The sequence below is a fragment of the Sanyastnella coralliicola genome (assembly GCF_030845195.1).
GTDB lineage: Bacteria > Bacteroidota > Bacteroidia > Flavobacteriales_D > Sanyastnellaceae > Sanyastnella > Sanyastnella coralliicola.
Genome location: NZ_CP132543.1, coordinates 1006123 through 1028273, shown reverse-complemented (window position 1 = coordinate 1028273; position 22151 = coordinate 1006123). Strand labels below are relative to the sequence as shown.

The following is a 22151-nucleotide window of genomic DNA, read 5'->3' as shown; positions in this document are numbered from 1 at the left end:
CACATGAAATACGTGTTCTTTAGCTTTTTCTTGGCTCTGACGCTCAGCGTTCACTCACAAGATTTGAATTCAGTTGGTATTGACACCCTATACACTGTTCCAGAGGGATTGGCTACAGGGGCTTACGCTCCAGATTTCACACTCTCGAATGGCAAGGAAGAAGTAACACTTTCTGAAAAGCTTAAAGAAGGACCAGTCGTTCTTGTATTCTATCGAGGGGAGTGGTGTCCGTACTGCAACAAGTACATGTCAGCATTGAATGATAGCCTTTCACATATTTCAGCTGCTGGTGCACAAGTGATTGCGGTCACTCCTGAAATTGGAGAATATGCTGAATCAATGATGGCTGAAAACGATTTGAACTTCAACGTGCTTTCGGCAGATGGAAGTAGTGTTCTCACCGACTACGATTTGTTGTTTAGAGTCACCAAGCGATACACCAAGAAGATCAAGGTGATGCTTCGCACAGATCTCGCAGAAGTGAATAATCAAGAAGATGTTCAACTTCCTGTACCTGCGGTATTCGTGATTTCAAAAAGCGGGAAGGTGACGTGGAGATACTTCAATTACGATTACCGCCAACGTCCACCGGTCAACGATATCTTAAAAGCGCTGGAGTCTATCAATTAAGGCGATTTACCACAGATGACAGAAAGTCTTTTTTCAAAGGCTTCATGCTGTAGTCCAAAATCTCCGGGTAGCTTTTCATGCGTACTTGCTCTTGTTCTCTGTCAGAACTAGAAAGCATCACTACGGGCACTTCAAGCTTCGGATATTTTGCCTTTTTCAAATCCATAAATTGGAAACCATCAAGCACAGGCATGGAGATATCCAATAGAATTAAATCAACGTCATTGGCAATGAGATAATCCAGTGCGGCTTGACCATTGTCAACAATGACAGGAGAATCGCAATACCCTGACTGCTCGACTACCGTCTTTGAAACGAATGCACTGACTTCGTCGTCTTCTACAATGAGTATTCTAAGCTTCATGAGCAATTGATTCTGGTCCTAAGTGTACCTTAAAAGTGGTGCCTTTGTTCACTTCGCTTTCTACTTCTATATGTCCGCCGGCATCTGCTACGAAGCTGTTGATCATGTGTAAGCCTATTCCTCTTCCTTCCACATGCGTGTGGAAACGTTTGAATAAGCCAAACATCCGGTCTCCATTGATTTCGAGATCTATACCGATGCCGTTGTCTGCTACTTCCAGCACCACCTCATCATCTTTGGTATAACTTGAAATATTGATAGCAGGCGCTAAATCTTCTTGTCTGTACTTCAGTGAATTGCCTACGAGGTTTTGCACGATACTTTCCAGTCGTTGTTTGTTGAATCGTGTTTTTTCTATCGCTAGCGCGGAAACATTGATCTGTGCACTCTCGCGCTCGATAAGGCTACCGATCGACAGCTGAACTTGATCAATAATGGATGGGATATCACAAACTTCGGCTTCCTCTTGCTGTTGGAAATTCTCGAGCACCGTATTAAGTCCTTGAATCGTTTGATTCATCCCCCCTGCTGACTGCTTCATTTTCGCAATCAAGGTCTTGCTGAACTCACCAAGTTCTTCTTGACCTTCCAGCATTTCAAGCAAGGCGTTGAAATTCAAAAGTGGCGCTTTCAAATCGTGCGAGGCGATATAGGCTAACTCCTCCAGGCGGTTATTCGCCGTTGAGAGCTTTCTATTGGATTCTTCTAGCGCGATCTTTTGTTGTTCGATACGTTGTTTAGCTAATACATCCTTCGTTACCTCATGAGCAACTCCCATGATGGCGATGGTTTGTCCATTCTCTTGAACAGCCTCACCGGAGCAAAGCAAGTATTTTGATTCACCGCTTGGGGTGACCATGCGGTGAGGTACCTCAAAGTTCTCCCCGTTTTGAATGGCATTACCAATGACGTTATTCATGAGCTCTTGATGCTCAGGCGCAATTGATTTCAAGAAGAACTCATAAGTAGGATCTTGCCCTTCAGGTAACTCAAAAATACGTTTTAACTGATCTGACCAGCTTAGGCTTTGATCGAGCAACGAAAAGTTGAAGTGGCCGACGTTAGAAATGCGCTGGGCCTGTTTCAAGCGACTTTCAGAGATCGATAGCTTAAAAGAACTTTCTACTTCTTCTGTGATTTCACGAGATACATACGCCAAATACTTGACATGATCCCCTTCTACAATTGGTGTGATAGACGAACTGAAATAACGCATTCCAGACTCAAACTCATCTTCTTCAAGTCGGTTGATTCGTTTCCTAGTTCGAATGGTTTCCAAAATCCATTCATTGAAGAAATTTATCTTTTCTTCTTGATACCCTACGAGCCTAGCCGCGTCCATTAAAGTGCGTCCTTCCACACTTCCAGTGGCCGTATTATCAACTTTTTTGTCAAATCTTTTCTCGTAGGCTTGGTTCGCAACCAACAAGGTAAAACCGTCAGTTTCAACCAATACAATGCTCTCCGCAACCGCCTCAAGCATCGTTTCAAAAAGTCTATTCTGATCCCGAATGCTTTCATCTCTTTTGGTCAATTCTTCGGTGAGCATATTGAGCCCAACGGTAATTGCATCAAGCGTTTCATCCTCTCCTGTTATCTCTACACGGCAATCGTCTTGCCCTTGAGCAATACAAATGAGCTGGTCAAGAATGCTCTGAAGACCTGGTGCTAATTGTTCACTTGACTGATTCATGAGAATGAACATTTAGGAATTTAAATCCTTGCTCCTCATCTGCTACCAACTTCACAGGAAATTTCGGTTTATTCAGTCCTAGGATGAAGCTTCCTATAACTCTGCTTACGCTGTTACTAACAATGATCGCCAATGACTCAACAAGTTCTTCAGCGATTGGATCAGAAACAAATTTTCGCGTTTTCATATCCACTGAACGAAGTCCTCGGATATCTGAAAGCACCTTTACTTTATGCCCAGGATTTACTTCTTTATAGCGTTCATGGAGCAAATTCACATCTTCACCGTGCATGCTTGATCCATCTTTGAAAACAATATGTACCACACCGTTGGCAAGAATATCCAACGAATATTCGTTATTAAAGTCCCTCTCTCTCATGGCCAATGATTAACTCGTTCTAAATTTAACAGAATTATGAGAGCATTGACAATTTGTGCAGCATCCTTGATCGTTTCTTTCTTGGCTTGTTCTGATGGTATCGCCACTTCCTCTGCTACTATCAACGAGAGTGAGGACACATGGACTCCGGTTTATAACGACTCTGTGAGCGTCAGTAACCATCTCTACTTCATACGCAAGGAAGCCGATATGTACCTAGATGTATATGAGCCGACTGATTCCAATGACCTTAAACCCACGGTTATTTTCATCCATGGTGGTGGATTCTTCACCGGCACTAGAAAAGAAGATAATATTGAGCATTTCTGTGACTCGCTAGCGCGGAATGGGATACGCGTTGTGAACATGGACTACTTCCTCTACCTCAAGGGGCAATCCTTCCATTGTGATCAACCCAGCGAGAATAAGATGAAAGCCTTTGACTCTGTTTCTGCCGATCTCTCAATGGCCATTAAATACCTGAAAGATGATCTGAACCTTGACTTAAGCAGCCTCTACATCGCCGGAAGCAGTGCAGGAGCAGAAGTGGTTCTACATGCCCCATATGGCTATAAAAGCAGATCTGAATACGCCGCCGAAGACAAAACTGAAATCAAAGGACTTTTGGCATTTGCTGGTGCCATGATTGACACTTCACTAGTAACGAAAGAAAATGCCATCCCCACCTTGCTTTACCATGGAAGTTGTGACCCTTTAGTTCCATACGGATCGGATACGCACCACTACTGTCCTGAAAAAACAGTGGGCGCATTGATGCTTCATGGCAGCTACTCCATTTTCCAACGAATGGAAGCGCTTGACCAGACCGTTCGTTTGGTCACGCATTGTGGCGCAAAACACTCCATCGCTTCTAAACCGATAGAGAATGATATCCAAGACATTCTAGACTTCATCACACGCGTGCAGAACGATGAGCATTTCATAGAACACGAAGTGAGAGAAAGTGCCGATTGCAAATATGGAGACTGGGAATTCTGTACCCCATGAGAATACTCGCGTTTGTCTTCGCTTTATTCCTATGCAGTCCTTCTCCAAAAGAACTACCGGTTCATTTTGAGAACAATCTGATGTGGTTAGTGCTGGAGCAAGACGAACACATTTTCCATATCTATCTCGATACCGGAGGAGTAGAATACCTTCACAACAAGGGCAAGAAAAAACTCGATCGACAACACTATCAGACTTTCAGTGCCCTTTTAGATATCCATGAAATTCCACTGCCGCAAAATCCAATTCTAAGAGAACGAAGCCAAACAGAAGACGATGCCATGCTTGGTCGTGGCTGGTTTGGTGATCGCACATGGCTCATTGATTACGACGACGAACGAATAGTTTTCGAACCAGAAGAGAGAGTGTTCGAGAACTCACTTCCCCTAACCTTCAAGTCAGAAAATGGAAGGCACCTCCACCACCTGCCTTCCTTGACGATTGTGGTTGAAGAAGACTCTATTCCGTTACTCCTGGATACTGGAGCACAATTGAACTGTTCACCAGAGGCGGCAGAGCTATTTGGAGGTCAGCTTGTGGCAACATCATTCATCAATGCTTCCATCTTCGATTATTGGGTCTCGCATCATCCCGAATGGACCATGATCCCCTTAGGAGATGCTCAATATGATGCAGATGTAATCATTGTACCAAGCCTTTTCATTGGAAACAAGCGGGTACAAAATGTTGCTTTCACACGTCGTGAAGATGTGAACTTCGAGGTCATGTCGACTCACTTCATGGGGGAGTCAATCAGTGGAGCATTGGGAGGTAATGCACTCTACCAACTTGGCAGCATCATCATCGATTATCGGAATGAGCTGTTGAGCTTTTAGCTCTCGCGCTCATGTTGGCTTAAGATGCCATAAATCGCAATCGCAATTTCGTAACTCGGGTGTCCTTCGTCTTTGTGCTTCAACATGAATTCGCGGACGTAGATCAATGCTTCGGTGAGGCTCTCTTCGTCTAGAGGTCCCGCCATGCTTTCTAGCAAGGTCAATCCTTCCACTCCTGTCATGTAGTCTCCTTCCAAAGCAACACGAGCAATCAGATCAATGCTATCCACAGGCTGAAACCCTGCGTTCCAAGAGAAAAACATGATATCACCTTGGATACTCTTGTACTCTTCCTCCTCTAACGCCTCCATGTAGATATCCGAAGCTTCGCTGATTTTCAAAGTAGACAACACTTCACGTAGCTGGTCTTTCAGCTTACCGTCTTCACGGTGCATGAAAGCTGTCATGAGCGGACGAACATGCGCAGCATCCCCGTGCTTCTCGGTCTTTTTCAAGGCCGCAATCACGGTTTTATCATCCTTGGAAAGAAGCTCTTTGCCGATTTTAGCAATGAGCTTTTCTTGATTCTTGTCTTGCTCTACCATCGTGCAAAGATACCATCAGGTTTGGAGAACACCTACATTGTACGGCTTTTCTGCTGGAGCCCCTGAAGCCGCCTCAATTCCCATGGAAATCACCTTTCTCGTATCTGCCGGATCAATGATGGCATCAACCCAAAGGCGACTTGCAGCATAGTAAGGAGATGTCTGCTCATCATAGCGACCTTTGATCTTGTCAAAGAGCTCTTTTTCTTTTTCTTCTGAGATTTCTTCTCCTTTCGCTTTCATGGAAGCCATTTCGATCTGAAGCAACACCTTCGCTGCTTGAGCACCTCCCATCACCGCGATTTGTGCTGTTGGCCATGCAACAATTAAGCGTGGGTCATAAGCCTTCCCACACATCGCGTAGTTTCCTGCTCCATAGCTATTTCCGACAACCACGGTAAACTTAGGTACGGTGCTATTGGCCATAGCGTTCACCATTTTCGCACCATCTTTGATGATACCTCCATGCTCTGAGCGAGAGCCTACCATGAAGCCTGTCACATCTTGCAAGAACACCAATGGGATGTTCTTCTGGTTACAGTTCATAATGAATCGAGCAGCCTTATCAGCACTATCGCTGTAGATCACTCCTCCAAACTGCATCCCTTGTGTTTTCGATTGTACAAGCTCGCGCTGGTTGGCAACAATACCTACACTCCATCCATCAATGCGTGCGTAAGCACAAACAATGGTTTTACCGATCCCTGCCTTGTACTCTGTGAATTTTGAATCATCTACGATACAACGAATTAGTTGCTTTGTATCGTAAGGCTTGCTGCGTTCAGCCGGAAGAATTCCATAGACCTTCTTCGGGTCTACTTTCGGCTCAATCGCCTCAATACGACTGAATCCGGCATCTTGATTGACACGTCCGATCTTATCAATAAGATCTTTGATCGTGTCTAACGCATCCTTATCGTCTTCTGCTTTGTAGTCTGTTACTCCTGAAATCTCATTGTGAGTCGTTGCACCACCAAGCGTTTCATTGTCGATGTCTTCGCCAATAGCGGCCTTCACGAGGTATGAACCGGCTAAGAAGATAGTCCCTGTTTTATTGACGATGAGCGCTTCGTCGCTCATAATCGGTAGGTAAGCCCCTCCAGCAACACATGAACCCATGATCGCTGAAATTTGAGGAATCCCCATTGAAGACATCACCGCGTTGTTACGGAAGATGCGTCCGAAATGCTCTTTATCAGGGAAGATTTCGTCTTGCATTGGCAAGAACACTCCTGCACTATCTACGAGGTAGATGATCGGTATGCGATTCTCGATGGCGATTTCCTGAGCGCGTAAGTTCTTCTTTCCAGTCATTGGGAACCAAGCTCCAGCCTTTACGGTGGCATCATTCGCCACAACCATCACTTGCCTTCCTCGCACGTATCCAATCTCAACAACCACTCCTGCGCTCGGACAACCACCGTGTTCTTGATACATGCCTTCAGCAGCCAATGCACCAATTTCGATACGAGGTTGATCATCATCCAATAAGTAGTCAACACGTTCACGCGCAGTCATTTTACCCTTGGCGTGTTGCTTGGCGATCTTCTTTTCCCCACCACCTTTGTATACAGCAGTGAGTTTACGGCGCAAATCAGAAAGAAGCATGCGCATTTGATCGTCGTTCTTATTGAATGTGAGGTCTTCCTTGATCTTCATGTATAAGCTTTGTCGCAAAGGTAACCGAATCGAGAATCAATAAGCGAGAATTGAGAATCAAGTCCACCTTTGCTGGTATATAGTGCTCAACCACCGAACGGTTATCTTTGTTCGCCTATGAACAGCCTCAAACTGCGACTTCGTCCTATCGTTGAAGACAATACTTCACGCTACGGTAAGATCTTCGACTGGATCATTCAGATCCTGATCTTCGTTTCGCTAATTGCTTTTGCTTTAGAGACACTCCCAGACCTCTCCCCAGAAAATGAAGAGCGACTGGAACTGATTGAGTTGTTCTGTGTTGTGGTCTTCACCATAGAATACGCTCTTCGCATCTTCGTAGCGAAGAATCCGCTCAAGTACATCTTTAGCTTTTACGGAATCATTGACCTCTTGGCCATTCTGCCTTTCTACTTGCGTATGGTAGTTGACCTGCGCGCGCTCAGAGCTTTCCGTGTCATCCGCATCTTCCGGGCGTTGAAGTTGGTTCGCTACAACAGAGCCCTCCGCCGATTCCATATTGCCTATACCATTGTTCGAGAAGAGACTGTGCTATTCTTGGTTGTGACTTGCATTATGATTTTTCTTTCAGCTTCTGGTATTTACTACTTCGAAAAAGAAGCGCAACCGGAGGCTTTTGCCTCTGTCTTTCACAGCCTATGGTGGTCTGTCATCACCTTAACTACCGTTGGGTATGGAGATGTTTACCCCATCACTACTGGTGGAAAGGTCTTTACATTTTTCATCCTCTTGATGGGTCTAGGGATCGTGACCGTTCCCGCCGGACTCTTAGCCTCCGCCTTGTCTAAGGCGCGGATGCTGGAGCAGGAGGAACATTTAAAGGAAGAAGGAGAATCAGAATGAGAATGAGAGTAGAATCTCTTTACTCATCAATATTGTCTAAGACGTCTGGTTCAGATTCTTGAGCTTTTAGATAAGCTTGAAACTTGTAAAGAGTGATGGCTCTAGACAAGACTAAGAACCCTCCGAACCATGCTAATATGAAGAATGTGAAAGCGTCTTCAGCTATCAATGCGGGAATAATCATGAAAACTCCAATGACCATCGGGATGATGGTCTTGCGATAGACTTTCTGTTTCTGCTTTGGATCCATGGCGTCAATGTACAACTGGACGAGCCACATATCCTACATTTGCGGCATGTTAAGAACTCTTCTCTTTTCGTTTTGTGTTTTGTTGCTCATCGGATGCGCCGAAACACCAAGTCAACCTGAGCAGCCAGAGCCGGTTTCTTTTACCGAGACTTCCTATGCCGAAGGATTTGCTATTGTTGATTTTCACGGCATGTCTTGTCTTGAGACTTATACGCTTGAAGGAGAAGAGACCTCACTTTCTTGTCGTGTGTGCAAGGGTACTCCACCTGACACCTTGCTCGAGGTTGATCACTACCTATTCCGCGATAGCGCAACCATTACTACTCTATCAACAACCCATCTAGCCTACTTCTGGAAACTGCAGCAACTTGATCAAGTGTTGGGAACGGCTTATGCCAGCTGGGTGAAGAATCAAGAAGTCAACGCGCGGCTTGAAGATGGACGCATGCGTGACATTTCTGGAGAAAAGAACATTGATTTTGAGCAAATGGTAGACCTCTCGCCTGATGTGCTCATTACTTACCCTTACGGTGGAGAAGGGTACGAACAATTCGAAGAATTGGGTATCGTAGTCGTTCCTTTCTCAGAATACCTAGAAATTCATCCTTTAGGTCGCGCGGAATGGATCAAAGCAGCTGGCTGGTTGATTGGTCAAGAAGAACAAGCCAATGCCGCTTTTGCTGAAATAGAAGCAAGCTACAACGCAGCGAAAGAACTGGCTGCAAATGTCCAGAATCGACCATCTGTGTTTACTGGCTCGAACGACGGTGGGGTTTGGTTTGCTCCTTCCGGACAAAGTTTCATTGCGCAGTTCATTCATGATGCCGGTGGTTCGTACTTATTCAGTGACCACCAAGAACGAACGAATCTGAAACTTGATTTCGAAGTGTTGCTGGAACGAGCGATGCTGGCTGATTATTGGGGCAAAGTGTCTTACCGTGAAGAAGGCATTACCCTCGAGTCTATTCGAGAAGATGACCCCCGATATGCGTCATTACCCGTGTTCGAAAAAGGACAAGTTTTCTACTGCAACGCGGCCAAAACGGATTACTTCGGAGATGCGATTGTTGAGCCCCAGGCCATTCTACAAGACCTCATTGCTATCTTGCATCCTGAATTGAAGCCGCAGCACACCGCGCGGTACTTCCAACCTGTTGAACTTGAGTAAAGCTCTCAAATGGCTCTTTCCCATTTTACTCGCCATCACCTTCTTCTTATTAGAAGTGATGTTCGGCTCTGTGCGCTTACCTCTAGGTGAGGTGATTTCAGCGTTGTTCGGTCAAAAAGTCTCTGAAACTACCCGCCTTATCGTTGTCGAAAGCAGACTACCCAGAGCTATTACGGCATCACTTGCAGGAAGTGGTTTAGCCATCTGCGGACTGCTCATGCAACGCTTCTTTCAGAACCCCTTGGCCGGTCCTTCAGTACTTGGGATCACTTCTGGAGCAAGCTTGGGAGTGGCACTTGTCGTACTACTCACTGGTGGCGCTTTAGCAGCCATTGGGATTGTCCTAGGTGCCTTCTTCGGTTCTATGGTCATCCTTTTGATCATTCTGCTATTTGCACTTCGAGTGCAACGACCGGTGACCCTTTTGATCTTTGGCCTCATGGTAGGCTACATGGTTTCTGCAGCTGTCATCCTACTTCAATTCGGCAGTAGCAAAGAGGCATTGCGCTCGTTTGTCTTTTGGGGCATGGGCTCCTTCTCAGATATGAAGTGGAGCGAAATAAGCGTGCTGTCCGTTGTTGTTATTGCTGGGTTCTTCTGGGCTTTTTCGCTAGCGCGGAAATTAGATTTGTGGTCACTCGGAGAATCATACGCTAGATCAATGGGACTCAACCACCGTCAGTTCAGGATTGGTGTGTTGCTTTTGACTGGAATCATCACCAGTATCGTTACAGCTTACTGTGGACCTATCGCGTTTATCGGCTTGGCCGTTCCGCACTTAGCGAGAGGATTCTGGAAATCTGGAAAACACGCAGTTTTGATTCCGGCGGTAGCCATATCAGGAATGATCATAGGCCTAGGATGCGACCTCATTGCCCGACTGCCAGGAGCAGAAGGAGCCTTGCCGTTAAACGCCGTGACTTCATTCATGGGAGCCCCAGTTGTTATTGCGATCATTCTTAAAGGAAGGAGAGTTTTCTGATGCTCGAAGTTCAAGCGCTACATATCGGATACAAGAAAGCCCTAATTGATCAGATTGATCTCGAGGCCGAGGCTGGCGAAATCGTGGCGGTAATCGGTCGAAACGGTACTGGAAAAAGTACCTTCCTCAAGACAGTAGGTGGTTTAATTCCCGCGGTTAGCGGAAAAATAACTTGGAACAAAGACGACATCCTCCGCATCAACGCGAAACAGAGAGCCCAGTTCATTTCCATCGTACAAACCAGTGCCCCTGAATGGACCGGCCTCACCGTTCAAGAAGTCATAGCACTTGGTGCCTACCCAGAAAAGATTGAGCCCAATCACGAAAAGGTCGTCTCTCTTCTATCGACCTTTAGACTAGAGAAAGTGGCGACACAACGGGTTGATGAAATCTCAGACGGCGAACAACAAAAGACAATGATTGCCCGCGCCCTCATGCAGGATACTCCGATCATCCTGATGGACGAGCCAACAGCATTCCTTGATTACCCAAGTCGCAAAGAGTGGTGGGAATTGGTGAGCGATCTGCGTTCAAAAAATAAGCTCATCATTGTAGCCACCCACGACATCGCCATGTTGCGCGAAAAGGGAGCCGATCGTATTTGGTTGTTCGAGCAAGGTAAAGTGAGTGAGCGCAAAGACACGCCAGATTGGTAACTACTTCATGAAGTAAGGCAGCAATACCAAAACCCCAACAACAGCTGCTGTGATCGCCACAACCAGTACTGCACCAGCCGCAACATCCTTCGCCCTACCTATCCTCTCGTTCTGTTCTTGCGTAATGGCATTCGCTAACTCTTCTATGGCTGTATTAAATAGCTCCGCCGCCAGCACCACTCCAATACACAGCAACAAAATCAGCCATTCCGTCTTGGTAACGTTAAAGAACAGTCCAAGGAAAATCACCACCACTGCCGCAATCATGTGTATCCACATATTATGTTCAGACAGCAATGCACTGTTGATCCCGCGAAAAGCATGAGAAAAGCTCTTCAGACGATCACGCAAACTAAATTTTTTGTTGGACATGATATAAAGGTACGAACTAGACGAGAGACGAGGGTCTAGAATCGATAAACGATAATCTATAAACGATAACTAGGAACCAAAGACCAACAACTAATAACCAAAGACCAATAACCGCAATCCGCGTTCCGCGTTCCACATTCCACATTCCACATTCCACGGTAAAAGATCCATAAGCCTTAGGCCATAAGCCATAAGCCTCCTTCGCAGAAGGCATTCCACAATCTTTGTGAACAACTCGCTTGACTATCAGTTTGAAATCTAACTTTGCAAGTTGCAATGAGAGGCAACGTAATAGGAGCAATTTTGGGATTTATCATATTCATCGCGGTTCTCGTATTGGTCGAGATCTACGGATTTAAGGGGATACATGTCAGCTTGAAGGACTGGACGTCTATTTGGCGCACGGTGTTTTACTGGATTTACTGGATCATTACCGTATTCACTTTCGCTTTGACGATCATGGCCATGCTGAATTTCAGGGCATGGAGAACGGAACATCCACAATGGTTGATGTTTGCGATGGCCGCATTTATGGTGCTTTGGGCTCCGAAAGTAATTTTGGGGGCTTTCCATTTGATTGATGATTTGCGATACCTCGTGCAATGGGGAGTCAAGGCATTTAGTGGATCTAGTGGCGAAGGATTAGAAGGGAAAGGTATTTCTCGTGCGACCTTCTTGACACGTATCGGGCAAGTGACTGCAGGTCTCACCTTCGTGAGTTTCCTTTATGGGGTAACGAAAGGACGCTTTGCTTTCCGTGTGCTTGACCATAAGGTGGCAATGAAGAACTTACCATCGGCCTTTGACGGTATGAAAGTGGTTCAGATCAGTGATGCCCACTTGGGAAGCTTCTTTGAGCAATTCGAAGACGTGCGTAAGGGGATCAAAATGATCAACGACCTGAACCCTGACCTTATCTTGTTCACAGGTGATTTGGTCAACATTGAAAGCTCTGAAGCCGAGCCATGGATTCCGGTATTCAAAGAATTGAAGGCGAAGTACGGTAAGTATTCTATTCTAGGAAACCACGATTACGCGGATTACGGTAACCTGACTGAGGAACAGGTGTTGTTTAGTCGGACACGCTTACCTGAAATCCATCAAGAGATGGGCTTTGATCTTCTTTTGAATGAGAACCGCATCCTCAATGTGAAAGGTGAGAAAGTAGCACTTATAGGAGTCGAGAACTGGGGGAAAGGATTCAAGCAACAAGGTGACCTTGCGAAGGCAATGGTAGGCACTGAAGATGTTCCTTCACGAATTTTGATGTCGCATGACCCTACCCACTGGGAAGAGCAAGTCAATGGTAAAGAAGAGATTCAACTCACCTTGAGCGGACATACCCACGGGATGCAGATGGGAATCGAAATCCCATCGATTGGATTGAAGTTCTCCCCTGCACGCTTGCGGTACAAGCGTTGGGGTGGATTATACACCGAAGGTGAACAGCATTTGCACGTGAACCGTGGCTTTGGATTTCTTGGCTTCCCTGGCCGTGTTGGAATGTGGCCAGAGATTACGCTTTTGGAGTTGCAATCAGCTTAGTACTACAAGATTGTAAGCGAAAAGGAAGGTCTGCTTTGCGTGTGATTTGGTATATTCGGGTAAACGCTAAGACATGAAACACCTTCTACTCTCAACCCTCGCAATTATCTTCTCGATGGGCGCTATCGCCCAAAGCCTCGAAGTTACTGAGTCGCTTGTTGAAGTTGCACCAGATGCCGGTGTAGAATATGAGCAGATCACATTGACAAACGTGTCTTCAGAGACGATCACCGTAGTTCCGCAAATTCAAGTGCGTTGCTATGCTTTTGATCAGTCAAGCGTGGATTGGTGTTTCCCAGGTACATGTTTGCCAGGCATTCAGGCGAATACAGAAGCTCCATCAAACTTTCATTTCGAACTAGAGCCAGGAGGCACTACCAATGAAATTGCTATCCACTTAGCTGATTACGCTGGTGAAGGTTCAGCTTGGAGAATGGTGTACTACAACGCTGACAACCCAGCAGACCAAGCTTATGTCGATGTCATTTTCGGTGATTGTTCTGAGGAATTCGTGGTGGTTTCAGTAGAAGAGTTCCAGCAGACGTCTTTTAAGTTCTTCCCGAACCCAGCAGATAACATGATCACGATTGACTTTGAAACAACCAATCAAGCATCGTACAAGATCTACGACCTTACAGGAAAGGTAGTGGCCGCAGAGAACACCTCTTCATCTCGAATTACGGTTGAAACGAGTCATCTGCTTTCAGGACTTTACTTTATCGAGGTAGATGGTATCCGTAAAAGATTAGTGATTCGCTAAGCTCCGCTGTTTCTTCAGTTTGACGTCTTTTCGGGCCGAATTGAGCCCAGAATGGAATCCAAAGATTAAAGTAGTTTAACTTCCTATGGAAGTAGCTTCTGTGTATCTTTAAGTCAAACTTGCATTTATGAAACACGTGTACCTTACTTTTTTCGCCCTTTGTGTTGGCGTATTGTCTTACGGCCAGAGCCTACAGCTCTCTGAAGACTTCTTTGATTTTTCTGTGGATGGTGGGTTCGATTACGGTGAAGTGACACTGACGAACAATGGCACTGAAGCGGTTAGTTTGGCAGTTCGTTTGGAACGTCGTTGCCATGCTGATGATGGAACAGGAGTTCAATTTTGTTTCGGTTTGCTATGTCACGGTCCTTACGATGTAGACACTGCTATTGAAGCCGGTGGTGCTCTAGTACAAATTGGTCCTGGAGAATCTACAACAGACCTTACAGCTCACCTTTGGGTGAACGATGGTACGTGGTCAGCAGTTGATGACACCTACTCAGGTGAGGGATCAGCTTGGAGACTATACTACTACGACATCTCTGACCCTTCAAACGAAGTTTACATGGACGTTCTATTTGGTGATTGCGACGAGCAATTCCAGATAGTATCAGTAGCTGAATTGGCAACATCTTCTTTCAATGTGTTCCCTAACCCAGCAACAACTCAAGTGACCATCGACTTCGAATCACAAAATGGAGGTTCATACACGATCTACGACCTTACTGGAAAGGTAATGGCTCGTGAGAACACAACTACTTCTCTATTGACAGTAGATACTTCAGCTCTAACAAGCGGAATCTACTTCATCGAAGTAGGAACACTACGCAAGCGACTAGTGATCCAATAAGGATTACTTCCAAGGATATGAAAGCCCCGCAATCGCGGGGCTTTTTTGTAGGCTGTATGCGGTATGCAGTATGCTGCCTACTGTATACAGCATACGGTCTACGGCCTTCGTAGGACTTCTGGTTGGAGGAATTCCTCTTGTGCACCTTTCACAAGCTTAAGACATGGCATATCGGTGCAATTTGTATTGTTCGTGAAGAAGATGTAATCGTATTCTGCAGGTAAGATGACTTCCCCTTCAAAATCGATAAGTCCTCTTTGTCTGTTTGATGAAAAGAGCAAATACTCATGTTCTATGAAGAGAACACTGGTATTCAAATCTTCATAGAAAGGAACTTCAATGACCTCATCTCTTCCCTCCACACGAAACGCACTATATTTATTCCCTTTCTTGAAATAGGTAATCTCAGATATCGAAGCGTTCTCAAATGGATAGGTGGTGATCATGTCGTATTTGAATTCCGTAAGCATCTTGAAGTCTTGACTCATCAAGCCCCACTGGCCATCTTTCATAAGATTGAACCCGCCATTGGTTATTTGTATGAGTTGATATTCTGTAGGAAGAACCTGTTCTCCCCTCCCATTAATTAATCCGTAGGCGAGGTCTTCATTTCGCCAATCTCCGTAGAAATCTACCCGGTCAATTCCACCGAACTTGTTTGAAATAGAGAAATAGGTCTTCTCATTGATCGGAGTTGTGTCAATATCAATCGGTATCTCAGCAAAAAGTGAATCCAAATAAGCTAGGCTATGATGACTACTGTAGCTTTTAGTAATGTGCCCTAGAGTATCACGTACATAGTATTCATTCGACACTGGTTTGGGCACATCAACGGCAGCAGACAAGGCTCTGGGATAAGCCATATCCGCCATATGCACCCCATGCCAATACGCACCCAAATGATCAACTTCAATCAACTGAACGCCATGGATAAATTCATAGTAAATGACATTCGGCAATTCCTTCGGAATAGAATCATATGGGTAAAAGATGGACCCTTGAGCAGAAGCACCAAGAAAGGTCAATACAAAGCCGATAACAAGCATGAAAGATTTCATAGGCAGACGGTAAACAAAGAGGCAAAAGCGCCCGTGTTATCTGCTGTACACTTGAAAAAAGGAATCGTTCAGGGGGACAAAGAATCGATAATCGATAAACGATAAACGATAACCAATCACTAAGAACTAAAAACCTTACACCAATTACCGCGTTCCTCGATCCGCAATCTGTTTTCCGCGTTCCGCGTTCCGCAATCCGCGTTCCTCTCAAGACATCCCGAAGATCATTTTCCCTATCTTCGCCACCCAACCCAAAATGCTATGTCAGACGATCAGAAGGTCATCTTTTCCATGGTCAAAATCAATAAGACCACTCCTCAAGGAAAACACATTCTAAAAGACATTTACCTCTCCTTCTTCTACGGTGCGAAGATTGGTATCATCGGTGCCAATGGTTCCGGTAAGTCAACGGTGATGAAGATTATCGCAGGACTTGACGAAGCTTACCAAGGAGATGTTGTTTGGTCTGATGGATATACTGTTGGTTACCTCCCTCAGGAACCAAAGTTGGATGAGAATAAGACCGTTCGTGAAGTCGTTGAAGAAGGTACTCAGGAGATCGTAGATATCTTGAAAGAGTACGAGGAGATCAACAACAAATTCATGGATGAAGAGATCTTGAACGACCCTGACAAGATGCAGAACTTGATGGATCGCCAAGCGGAGGTTCAAGACAAGATTGACGCACTCGACGCATGGGAGTTGGACACGAAGTTGGCCATCGCGATGGACGCTCTTCGTACACCGCCAGAAGATCAAAAGATCAGCGAACTCTCTGGAGGTGAACGTCGCCGCGTAGCACTTTGTCGCTTGTTGTTGAAGCAACCTGATGTGCTCTTACTTGATGAGCCTACCAACCACCTTGATGCGGAATCAGTGCAGTGGTTAGAACAACACCTTCAGCGTTACAAGGGAACCGTAATCGCCGTAACACACGACCGTTACTTCCTAGACAACGTAGCTGGATGGATTCTTGAGCTTGATCGTGGTGAGGGTATCCCATGGAAAGGAAACTACAGCTCTTGGTTGGATCAAAAAGCGAAGCGCCTCGCCCAAGAAGAGAAGCAAGAGTCTAAGCGCAAGAAAGAACTTGAGCGAGAGTTGGATTGGGTGCGTATGAACCCGAAAGGACGTCAAGCGAAGAGCAAAGCACGTCTGAACAACTATGACAAGTTGATGAGCCAGCAAGGGAAGGATAAAGAAGCTAAGCTGCAACTGCCTATCCCGAATGGTCCACGTCTTGGAAACAACGTGATTGATGCCGAAACGCTGACGAAGGCATACGGAGATAAGCTCCTCTATGAAAACCTCAGCTTTTCACTGCCACCTGCAGGTATCGTAGGTATTATCGGACCAAACGGTGCAGGTAAAACCACCCTCTTCAAGATTATCATGGGAGAAGAAGAGCCAGATGATGGAAACATCACCATCGGTGAAACAGTGAAGATCGGTTACGTTGACCAGCGTCACAAAGACATCGATCCTGAGAAATCAGTTTACGAAGTCATCTCTGGTGGGAACGAACAAATTGAAATCGGAGGGCAGATTGTCAACGCCCGTGCTTACGTGTCGAAGTTTAACTTCAACGGTTCTGATCAACAGAAGAAGTGTGGTGTGCTTTCAGGAGGTGAACGCAACCGTTTGCACCTTGCCATGACACTAAAGACAGAAGCCAACGTGCTCCTTCTCGATGAGCCTACTAACGACCTCGACGTGAATACACTGCGTGCATTGGAAGAAGGAATCGAAAACTTCGCAGGATGTGCCGTTGTCATTAGTCACGACCGTTGGTTCCTAGACCGCATCTGCACGCACATCTTGGCATTCGAAGGAGATAGCCAGGTATATGTTTTTGAAGGAGGGTACTCTGATTACGAAGAGAATCGCAAGAAGCGCCTAGGAGACCAAGGCCCTACTCGAATCAAGTACAAGAAGCTGGTTAAGTAATCACTCGCTCACCGTGTGTTCGAACTCGTAAGAGTACTTTCTGACCATGGTAAGTTGTCCACTATTGCTATACACGTTGTGAATCAACAGTAATCCCTGTTGGTCGTGGATGTAGGTGAGATTATTCTCTGCCCTACGCTCCATGTCTTCACGCTTGTTCAGGAACTTTTTGATTTCAACGGGTTGCCATTCTTCGCCTTGCTTTTGGTAGCGAATGGCTTTGACCATGTTGCCGTCATCGGCATATACGAATTCGTCTTTCCAGGCTTGCGCTCCGTTGAATGTGCGTGTCTTTATTCGACCTTGGTCATCTTGGGTTACCTCCAAACGTGACGTTTCCCATCGCGTGGGTACACAGGCGTAAGTGATCAAGGTAGAGTCAGAAGTATATGTGATTTCCTCACGACTGAATAGCCTTCCACAAGCGAAGTAGTTTTCGAAGATGACCGGACGGCCTTCCCCATCCAATTCAGCGCGACTTACCAAACAGGTATCTACAGGTACATCGTTCTTATAGAAGATTTGTTCCACCGTGACGGATCTAATTCCCGCGTTAGCGTGAAGATCAGCCCAATTCAAATAGGCAAAGCCCTGTTCTTGAGCCAACAAAGAACCAGAAAAGAGGAACGCTCCAAAGAATGAGAGTAGCCGTAGTGACATAGTAAGTAAGTTTCGGTTAGACGCATGTGATAAAGCATGCGTATCTTTAAGGGTCTTTTACGAAGAATACATGCAAAAGGTTAACTATTTGAAAGTCCTCACATTGACCATGTGTACCCTGGCGATGGGGACGACCCTCGGACAAACCGGATACGAAAAAACCATCACGTCTTATCGTGACTCGATTGATAACGTCTTTAGCAACCCAGAGACATCAATTCTACCGGAAGATCACATTGAAGAGTTCAAGGGAATTCCTTACTACGAAATCAACATGGACTTTCGTGTTGAAGCTACATTCAAGCCGATTGACAACGGCAAGACCTTCGAAATGAAAACGACGACAGACCGCCTTCCGAAGTACCGTCCTTATGGAACCTTGTCTTTCAAAATCGACGGAAAGAGGTACAAGCTGACAGTTTACCAGAACCTGCAGCTCATGGAGAATGAGCAGTACAAGAATTACTTGTTCATTCCATTTACCGATGAAACGAATTTTGAGACGACGTATAGTGGAGGCCGTTACCTAGACATGACGATTGAAGAAGTAGAAGCTGATGAAGTTGTGATTGACTTCAACCGTTCGTACAATCCATACTGTGCCTACAACAGCAGATACAGTTGTCCGATTCCTCCCAGCGAGAATCACCTGAAGACTCGAATTGAAGCTGGAGTGCAATATGTAGCACATCACTAGAAGCTAAAATTGCACGAATTACCCTATTTATGGCGCAAACCGTTAACCTTTTTTGATTGCGTCAGTATACATGCAAACCGTAACTTGTGGAACGTTATTTGCTCGTTCTTGAGAAACGTTATATCCCTATGACAATGCGCAACTTATTGAAGAGCTCTTTGGCTCTGTTCTTCGTTCTTTCCCTTTTCGCTGCGAAAGCACAAAAATCTGACCCGGCTTCTACCGTTGAGAAGTTCAACACTCTACTTTACTACATCGAGCAGATGTATGTAGACAGTGTTGACAGTGAAGCCCTGGTTGAAGCAGCGATCGAACATATGTTGGAAGAACTTGATCCACACAGTGTTTATATCTCTGCTGAAGAACTAGCCGAAGCCAACGAACCCTTGAATGGAAACTTCGACGGAATCGGAATTCAGTTCAATATTCTCAAAGACACCATCTTCGTGGTGAGTCCGATTGCGGGCGGCCCGTCTGAAAAACTAGGGATTCAGGCCGGAGATAAAATTGTTACCATTGATGGTGAGAACGTCGCGGGTATCGGTATTACCAATACTGATGTTATGCGCTTGCTTAAAGGACCAAAAGGAACAGAAGTTTCGGTGGGTATCAAGCGTAATCGCGTAAAGAACCCTATTAAATTTGATATCGTTCGTGACCGCATTCCAATCTACTCTGTGGATGCGACCTTTATGATTGACGACGAAATCGGTTACATCAAGGTGAACCGTTTTGCAAAGACAACGATGCGTGAATTGCGTGAAGGAATCGCCTCATTGAAAGACCAAGGGATGAACAGCCTCGTACTTGACCTTCAAGGAAACGGTGGTGGTTTACTCAACACAGCGATCGAAATGGCAGATGAATTCCTCAGCGAAGACAAGTTGATTGTGTATACCGAAGGACGTGTATTCCCTAAAGACGAGACCTTCGCTCGTCGTACCGGAATGTTTGAAAAAGGACGTCTGGTAGTCTTGGTAGATGAAGGTTCAGCTTCAGCAAGTGAGATTGTTTCAGGCGCGATTCAAGATTGGGATCGTGGACTGATCGTAGGTCGCCGTTCCTTTGGTAAAGGACTTGTACAACGTCCTGTTCAGCTTCCTGATGGATCTGCAGTGCGATTGACTGTTCAGAAATACTACACACCAGCAGGCCGATGCATTCAGAAGCCATATGACGATGGTGTAGAGGCTTACCGAATGGAGAAATACGATCGATTTGAAAACGGTGAGTTGATGTCGTTAGACAACCTCGAACTCCCTGATTCGCTGAAATTCAAAACGAATATCAAGCACCGTACGGTTTACGGTGGTGGAGGAATTCTTCCAGACATCTTCACGCCAATTGATACGACATATACTTCAGAGTACTTCTCGCAAATTCTGCGTTCAGGTGCGATGAATCAGTACATCTTGGCTTACGTAGACCAACATCGTGCTGAATTCGAAAGTAGCTACCCTACCCCTGAAAGCTTCATCAATAACTACCAATTGACTGATGATGTGCTCAAGGGAATGATTGCCTACGCTGAGAAGGAAGAGATTCCTTTTAACGAAGAAGATTGGAATACATCAAAGGTGGCGATCGAGATTCGTACCAAAGCCTTGATTGGTCGAAACCTATTTGACTACAGTGTATTTTACAAGGTGGTGAACGTCTTGAACCCAGCATATAAGAAGGCTGTTCAAGTACTTCGCGACGGAACTTTTGAAAAAGCGAAGCTGGCTCACTCTGACTTTTAACAAGTCGTTAAGTATTTTGACGCCCTCACGGGCGGAACGCTACGCTTCTGTTTTATAACTTTACAGGACAAATTTCAGAACCATGAATAACGGACTAAAAATCGGATTGCTTGCGGTAATCGCTGTTCTACTCGGTGTGATCGCTTACAAGATGTACAACAGTTCAGCTGAGGAGGATGTGTACAAGCCAATGGCTGAAACAGATACTCAAGTGAACAACAACGCGAGCGATCGCGATGAAGTAGCGCAACCAGCGGCATACGATCCATTGAAAGATCAAAAGGCGAAGCAACAAGAAGCTGCTAAGTCTAATATCCCATCAACTACTATGTCTTTCATCTCGAAAGAATGGGATTTCGGTGTACTTGATGAAGGTGACCGTGTAGAACACGTGTTCCAATTCACAAACACAGGAGATAACCCACTTATCCTTGAGAAGTGTAAAGGATCTTGTGGTTGTACGGTTCCAGAATGTCCGAAAGAGCCTATCGCTCCTGGAGCATCTGGTGAAATCAAAGTGGCCTTCAACTCGAAAGGGAAGAAGAACATGCAAACGAAAAAAGTGACGATCACAGCGAACACTGAATCAGGACAGGAAGTTCTGACGATTCGCGCTAACGTGACTCCTGCAGCTCAATAGTGTCTGCGGAATCAAAATATATAAAGGCTCCTCTATGGAGCCTTTTTTTGCTCCTAGCTCTCCCCTCTTTTGCTCAGGAAGAATCAGACTTTCCATTCTACGAAGGAGAGACGATTACCTATGAGCTAACCTATCAATGGGGATTGATATGGGCGGATGCTGGTGTGGCAACATTTACGGTTGGTGATACCATCGTTAATGACGAACGCTACTGGCGTTTCTCTGGTCTTGGTGTGAGCTACCCAAAGTGGAACTGGTTCTATGAAGTAAACTCACTTTACGAAAGCTATGCTACCGAGGATCTAACCTCTCAGCGTTTCGTACGCAAAGGCTATGAGGGATCGAACATCTACGATCGCGACTACCACGTCAAAGAAGACAGCATATACTACCGCATCCAAGACGGAGAAGAGTTCGCCCGACATGGAGTTATGGAACGAAAGGCTGCTGCACTTGATGTGGTCACCGCAATCTACTACTGCAGAACCATAGACTTCAACCAATACGAAGTCGGCGATAAAATTCCCCTACTCTTCTACTTAGATGGTAACTACTACGAGTCTTACCTGCGTTATTCAGGCATCGAAATATGGGAAGATCCTGAGACGGATGAAGAGATTGAATGCATCGTATTCAAACCGAACCTGATCAAAGGAACGATCTTCAAAGAAGGGGAACGGATGGAGGTCTATGTCACGAACGATGAAAGAAAAATTCCAGTCTATATCGAGACTGACCTGAAAGTAGGTAAAGCCAAAATTCATTTGGTTGGAAGACGCTGACTAGCTGTTTACTGATTGCTCCTTACTTTCTTTCTGTGCAATTTCAGTTGGAACTAATCACCGA

The 22151-nt window shown here is 45.5% G+C and carries 24 protein-coding genes; 15 read left to right on the top strand and 9 right to left on the bottom strand.

All coding sequences use genetic code 11. The annotated features are described in order from the left end of the window. Positions 1–3 precede the first annotated feature (3 nt). Entirely contained in the window at positions 4–630 is a 627-nt protein-coding gene (locus RA156_RS04410; RefSeq protein ID WP_306643150.1) for a peroxiredoxin-like family protein, read from the top strand. Here the strand turns inward: RA156_RS04410 and RA156_RS04405 are convergent. The 3 genes from RA156_RS04405 to RA156_RS04395 are packed head-to-tail and all read right to left on the bottom strand — an operon-like array spanning position 623 to position 3066. Then, positions 623–994, bottom strand: coding sequence for a response regulator (locus RA156_RS04405; protein ID WP_306643148.1), 372 nt, complete (start codon positions 992–994; stop codon positions 623–625). The two genes, RA156_RS04410 and RA156_RS04405, sit on opposite strands and share 8 nt — an antisense overlap. Beyond that, positions 984–2687 carry a sensor histidine kinase gene (locus tag RA156_RS04400; protein ID WP_306643146.1) on the bottom strand — a complete coding sequence of 568 codons (1704 nt, stop codon included), beginning with the start codon at positions 2685–2687 and terminating at the stop codon, positions 984–986. The genes RA156_RS04405 and RA156_RS04400 overlap by 11 nt, the downstream gene beginning before the upstream one ends. Continuing rightward, a complete protein-coding gene (locus RA156_RS04395; RefSeq protein WP_306643144.1) occupies positions 2671–3066 on the bottom strand; it encodes a DUF7793 family protein in 396 nt (131 codons plus the stop codon). The genes RA156_RS04400 and RA156_RS04395 overlap by 17 nt, the downstream gene beginning before the upstream one ends. A gap of 36 nt (positions 3067–3102) precedes the next feature. Between RA156_RS04395 and RA156_RS04390 the strand changes: the two genes are divergently transcribed. Together RA156_RS04390 and RA156_RS04385 are read left to right on the top strand one after the other, a co-directional pair. Continuing rightward, a complete protein-coding gene (locus RA156_RS04390) occupies positions 3103–4074 on the top strand; it encodes an alpha/beta hydrolase (RefSeq protein ID WP_306643142.1) in 972 nt (323 codons plus the stop codon). Then, a complete protein-coding gene (locus RA156_RS04385; RefSeq protein ID WP_306643140.1) occupies positions 4071–4910 on the top strand; it encodes a hypothetical protein in 840 nt (279 codons plus the stop codon). The genes RA156_RS04390 and RA156_RS04385 overlap by 4 nt, the downstream gene beginning before the upstream one ends. On the opposite strand, the gene RA156_RS04380 is transcribed toward RA156_RS04385, so the two are convergent. Both RA156_RS04380 and RA156_RS04375 read right to left on the bottom strand, forming a co-directional pair. Then, positions 4907–5455, bottom strand: a complete 549-nt coding sequence (locus RA156_RS04380) for a hypothetical protein (RefSeq protein WP_306643139.1) — start codon at positions 5453–5455, stop codon at positions 4907–4909. The two genes, RA156_RS04385 and RA156_RS04380, sit on opposite strands and share 4 nt — an antisense overlap. Before the next feature lie 15 nt (positions 5456–5470). Next, a complete protein-coding gene (locus tag RA156_RS04375) occupies positions 5471–7114 on the bottom strand; it encodes an acyl-CoA carboxylase subunit beta (protein ID WP_306643138.1) in 1644 nt (547 codons plus the stop codon). Positions 7115–7231: 117 nt separating this feature from the next. On the opposite strand from RA156_RS04375, the gene RA156_RS04370 reads away from it, so the two are divergent. Next, a complete protein-coding gene (locus tag RA156_RS04370) occupies positions 7232–7978 on the top strand; it encodes an ion transporter (protein WP_306643137.1) in 747 nt (248 codons plus the stop codon). 19 nt (positions 7979–7997) lie between these two features. Here the strand turns inward: RA156_RS04370 and RA156_RS04365 are convergent, their stop codons facing one another. Then, positions 7998–8228 carry a hypothetical protein gene (locus tag RA156_RS04365; RefSeq protein WP_306643135.1) on the bottom strand — a complete coding sequence of 77 codons (231 nt, stop codon included), beginning with the start codon at positions 8226–8228 and terminating at the stop codon, positions 7998–8000. 46 nt (positions 8229–8274) lie between these two features. On the opposite strand from RA156_RS04365, the gene RA156_RS04360 reads away from it, so the two are divergent. The 3 genes from RA156_RS04360 to RA156_RS04350 are packed head-to-tail and all read left to right on the top strand — an operon-like array spanning position 8275 to position 11034. Next, entirely contained in the window at positions 8275–9396 is a 1122-nt protein-coding gene (locus tag RA156_RS04360) for an ABC transporter substrate-binding protein (protein ID WP_306643133.1), read from the top strand. Beyond that, positions 9389–10378, top strand: a complete 990-nt coding sequence (locus RA156_RS04355) for a FecCD family ABC transporter permease (RefSeq protein ID WP_306643132.1) — start codon at positions 9389–9391, stop codon at positions 10376–10378. Before RA156_RS04360 ends, RA156_RS04355 begins: the two co-directional genes overlap by 8 nt. Beyond that, complete coding sequence (locus RA156_RS04350; RefSeq protein ID WP_306643130.1) at positions 10378–11034, top strand: ABC transporter ATP-binding protein; 657 nt, start codon at positions 10378–10380, stop codon at positions 11032–11034. Before RA156_RS04355 ends, RA156_RS04350 begins: the two co-directional genes overlap by 1 nt. On the opposite strand, the gene RA156_RS04345 is transcribed toward RA156_RS04350, so the two are convergent. Continuing rightward, entirely contained in the window at positions 11035–11406 is a 372-nt protein-coding gene (locus RA156_RS04345; RefSeq protein ID WP_306643128.1) for a diacylglycerol kinase, read from the bottom strand. A 276-nt stretch (positions 11407–11682) separates the two neighbouring features. Here RA156_RS04345 and RA156_RS04340 point away from each other — a divergent pair, with 276 nt between their 5' ends. The 3 genes from RA156_RS04340 to RA156_RS04330 all read left to right on the top strand — a co-directional run bounded on the left by RA156_RS04340 (position 11683) and on the right by RA156_RS04330 (position 14561). Continuing rightward, positions 11683–12951, top strand: coding sequence for a metallophosphoesterase (locus tag RA156_RS04340; RefSeq protein ID WP_306643126.1), 1269 nt, complete (start codon positions 11683–11685; stop codon positions 12949–12951). Positions 12952–13024: 73 nt separating this feature from the next. After that, the gene (locus tag RA156_RS04335; protein ID WP_306643124.1) at positions 13025–13711 is read left to right on the top strand and encodes a T9SS type A sorting domain-containing protein; all 687 of its coding nucleotides are present in this window, start codon (positions 13025–13027) and stop codon (positions 13709–13711) included. Positions 13712–13838: 127 nt separating this feature from the next. Further along, positions 13839–14561 (top strand): T9SS type A sorting domain-containing protein, encoded by a 723-nt coding sequence (locus tag RA156_RS04330; protein WP_306643122.1) that lies wholly within the window; start codon positions 13839–13841, stop codon positions 14559–14561. A gap of 98 nt (positions 14562–14659) precedes the next feature. Here the strand turns inward: RA156_RS04330 and RA156_RS04325 are convergent, their stop codons facing one another. Continuing rightward, positions 14660–15619, bottom strand: a complete 960-nt coding sequence (locus RA156_RS04325) for a WG repeat-containing protein (protein WP_306643120.1) — start codon at positions 15617–15619, stop codon at positions 14660–14662. Between the two features lie 261 nt (positions 15620–15880). On the opposite strand from RA156_RS04325, the gene ettA reads away from it, so the two are divergent. Continuing rightward, positions 15881–17566, top strand: coding sequence for an energy-dependent translational throttle protein EttA (gene ettA / locus RA156_RS04320; protein WP_306643118.1), 1686 nt, complete (start codon positions 15881–15883; stop codon positions 17564–17566). Here the strand turns inward: ettA and RA156_RS04315 are convergent, their stop codons facing one another. Further along, positions 17567–18226 (bottom strand): hypothetical protein, encoded by a 660-nt coding sequence (locus RA156_RS04315; RefSeq protein ID WP_306643116.1) that lies wholly within the window; start codon positions 18224–18226, stop codon positions 17567–17569. Positions 18227–18296: 70 nt separating this feature from the next. On the opposite strand from RA156_RS04315, the gene RA156_RS04310 reads away from it, so the two are divergent. The 4 genes from RA156_RS04310 to RA156_RS04295 all read left to right on the top strand — a co-directional run bounded on the left by RA156_RS04310 (position 18297) and on the right by RA156_RS04295 (position 22087). After that, the gene (locus RA156_RS04310) at positions 18297–18923 is read left to right on the top strand and encodes a DUF1684 domain-containing protein (RefSeq protein WP_306643114.1); all 627 of its coding nucleotides are present in this window, start codon (positions 18297–18299) and stop codon (positions 18921–18923) included. A gap of 134 nt (positions 18924–19057) precedes the next feature. Further along, positions 19058–20665, top strand: coding sequence for a S41 family peptidase (locus RA156_RS04305; RefSeq protein ID WP_306643112.1), 1608 nt, complete (start codon positions 19058–19060; stop codon positions 20663–20665). Positions 20666–20747: 82 nt separating this feature from the next. Beyond that, positions 20748–21305 carry a DUF1573 domain-containing protein gene (locus RA156_RS04300; protein WP_306643111.1) on the top strand — a complete coding sequence of 186 codons (558 nt, stop codon included), beginning with the start codon at positions 20748–20750 and terminating at the stop codon, positions 21303–21305. 47 nt (positions 21306–21352) lie between these two features. Then, positions 21353–22087, top strand: a complete 735-nt coding sequence (locus RA156_RS04295) for a DUF3108 domain-containing protein (RefSeq protein WP_306643109.1) — start codon at positions 21353–21355, stop codon at positions 22085–22087. Positions 22088–22151: the final 64 nt, after the last annotated feature.

Bases quoted from the DNA above. Each gene is read 5' to 3' on its own strand.
- RA156_RS04410 (WP_306643150.1), top strand. From the start codon at position 4: ATGAAATACGTGTTCTTTAGCTTTTTCTTGGCTCTGACGCTCAGCGTT.
- RA156_RS04405 (WP_306643148.1), bottom strand. From the start codon at position 994: ATGAAGCTTAGAATACTCATTGTAGAAGACGACGAAGTCAGTGCATTC.
- RA156_RS04400 (WP_306643146.1), bottom strand. From the start codon at position 2,687: ATGAATCAGTCAAGTGAACAATTAGCACCAGGTCTTCAGAGCATTCTT.
- RA156_RS04395 (WP_306643144.1), bottom strand. From the start codon at position 3,066: ATGAGAGAGAGGGACTTTAATAACGAATATTCGTTGGATATTCTTGCC.
- RA156_RS04390 (WP_306643142.1), top strand. From the start codon at position 3,103: ATGAGAGCATTGACAATTTGTGCAGCATCCTTGATCGTTTCTTTCTTG.
- RA156_RS04385 (WP_306643140.1), top strand. From the start codon at position 4,071: ATGAGAATACTCGCGTTTGTCTTCGCTTTATTCCTATGCAGTCCTTCT.
- RA156_RS04380 (WP_306643139.1), bottom strand. From the start codon at position 5,455: ATGGTAGAGCAAGACAAGAATCAAGAAAAGCTCATTGCTAAAATCGGC.
- RA156_RS04375 (WP_306643138.1), bottom strand. From the start codon at position 7,114: ATGAAGATCAAGGAAGACCTCACATTCAATAAGAACGACGATCAAATG.
- RA156_RS04370 (WP_306643137.1), top strand. From the start codon at position 7,232: ATGAACAGCCTCAAACTGCGACTTCGTCCTATCGTTGAAGACAATACT.
- RA156_RS04365 (WP_306643135.1), bottom strand. From the start codon at position 8,228: ATGGATCCAAAGCAGAAACAGAAAGTCTATCGCAAGACCATCATCCCG.
- RA156_RS04360 (WP_306643133.1), top strand. From the start codon at position 8,275: ATGTTAAGAACTCTTCTCTTTTCGTTTTGTGTTTTGTTGCTCATCGGA.
- RA156_RS04350 (WP_306643130.1), top strand. From the start codon at position 10,378: ATGCTCGAAGTTCAAGCGCTACATATCGGATACAAGAAAGCCCTAATT.
- RA156_RS04345 (WP_306643128.1), bottom strand. From the start codon at position 11,406: ATGTCCAACAAAAAATTTAGTTTGCGTGATCGTCTGAAGAGCTTTTCT.
- RA156_RS04340 (WP_306643126.1), top strand. From the start codon at position 11,683: ATGAGAGGCAACGTAATAGGAGCAATTTTGGGATTTATCATATTCATC.
- RA156_RS04335 (WP_306643124.1), top strand. From the start codon at position 13,025: ATGAAACACCTTCTACTCTCAACCCTCGCAATTATCTTCTCGATGGGC.
- RA156_RS04330 (WP_306643122.1), top strand. From the start codon at position 13,839: ATGAAACACGTGTACCTTACTTTTTTCGCCCTTTGTGTTGGCGTATTG.
- RA156_RS04325 (WP_306643120.1), bottom strand. From the start codon at position 15,619: ATGAAATCTTTCATGCTTGTTATCGGCTTTGTATTGACCTTTCTTGGT.
- ettA (WP_306643118.1), top strand. From the start codon at position 15,881: ATGTCAGACGATCAGAAGGTCATCTTTTCCATGGTCAAAATCAATAAG.
- RA156_RS04315 (WP_306643116.1), bottom strand. From the start codon at position 18,226: ATGTCACTACGGCTACTCTCATTCTTTGGAGCGTTCCTCTTTTCTGGT.
- RA156_RS04310 (WP_306643114.1), top strand. From the start codon at position 18,297: ATGCAAAAGGTTAACTATTTGAAAGTCCTCACATTGACCATGTGTACC.
- RA156_RS04305 (WP_306643112.1), top strand. From the start codon at position 19,058: ATGCGCAACTTATTGAAGAGCTCTTTGGCTCTGTTCTTCGTTCTTTCC.
- RA156_RS04300 (WP_306643111.1), top strand. From the start codon at position 20,748: ATGAATAACGGACTAAAAATCGGATTGCTTGCGGTAATCGCTGTTCTA.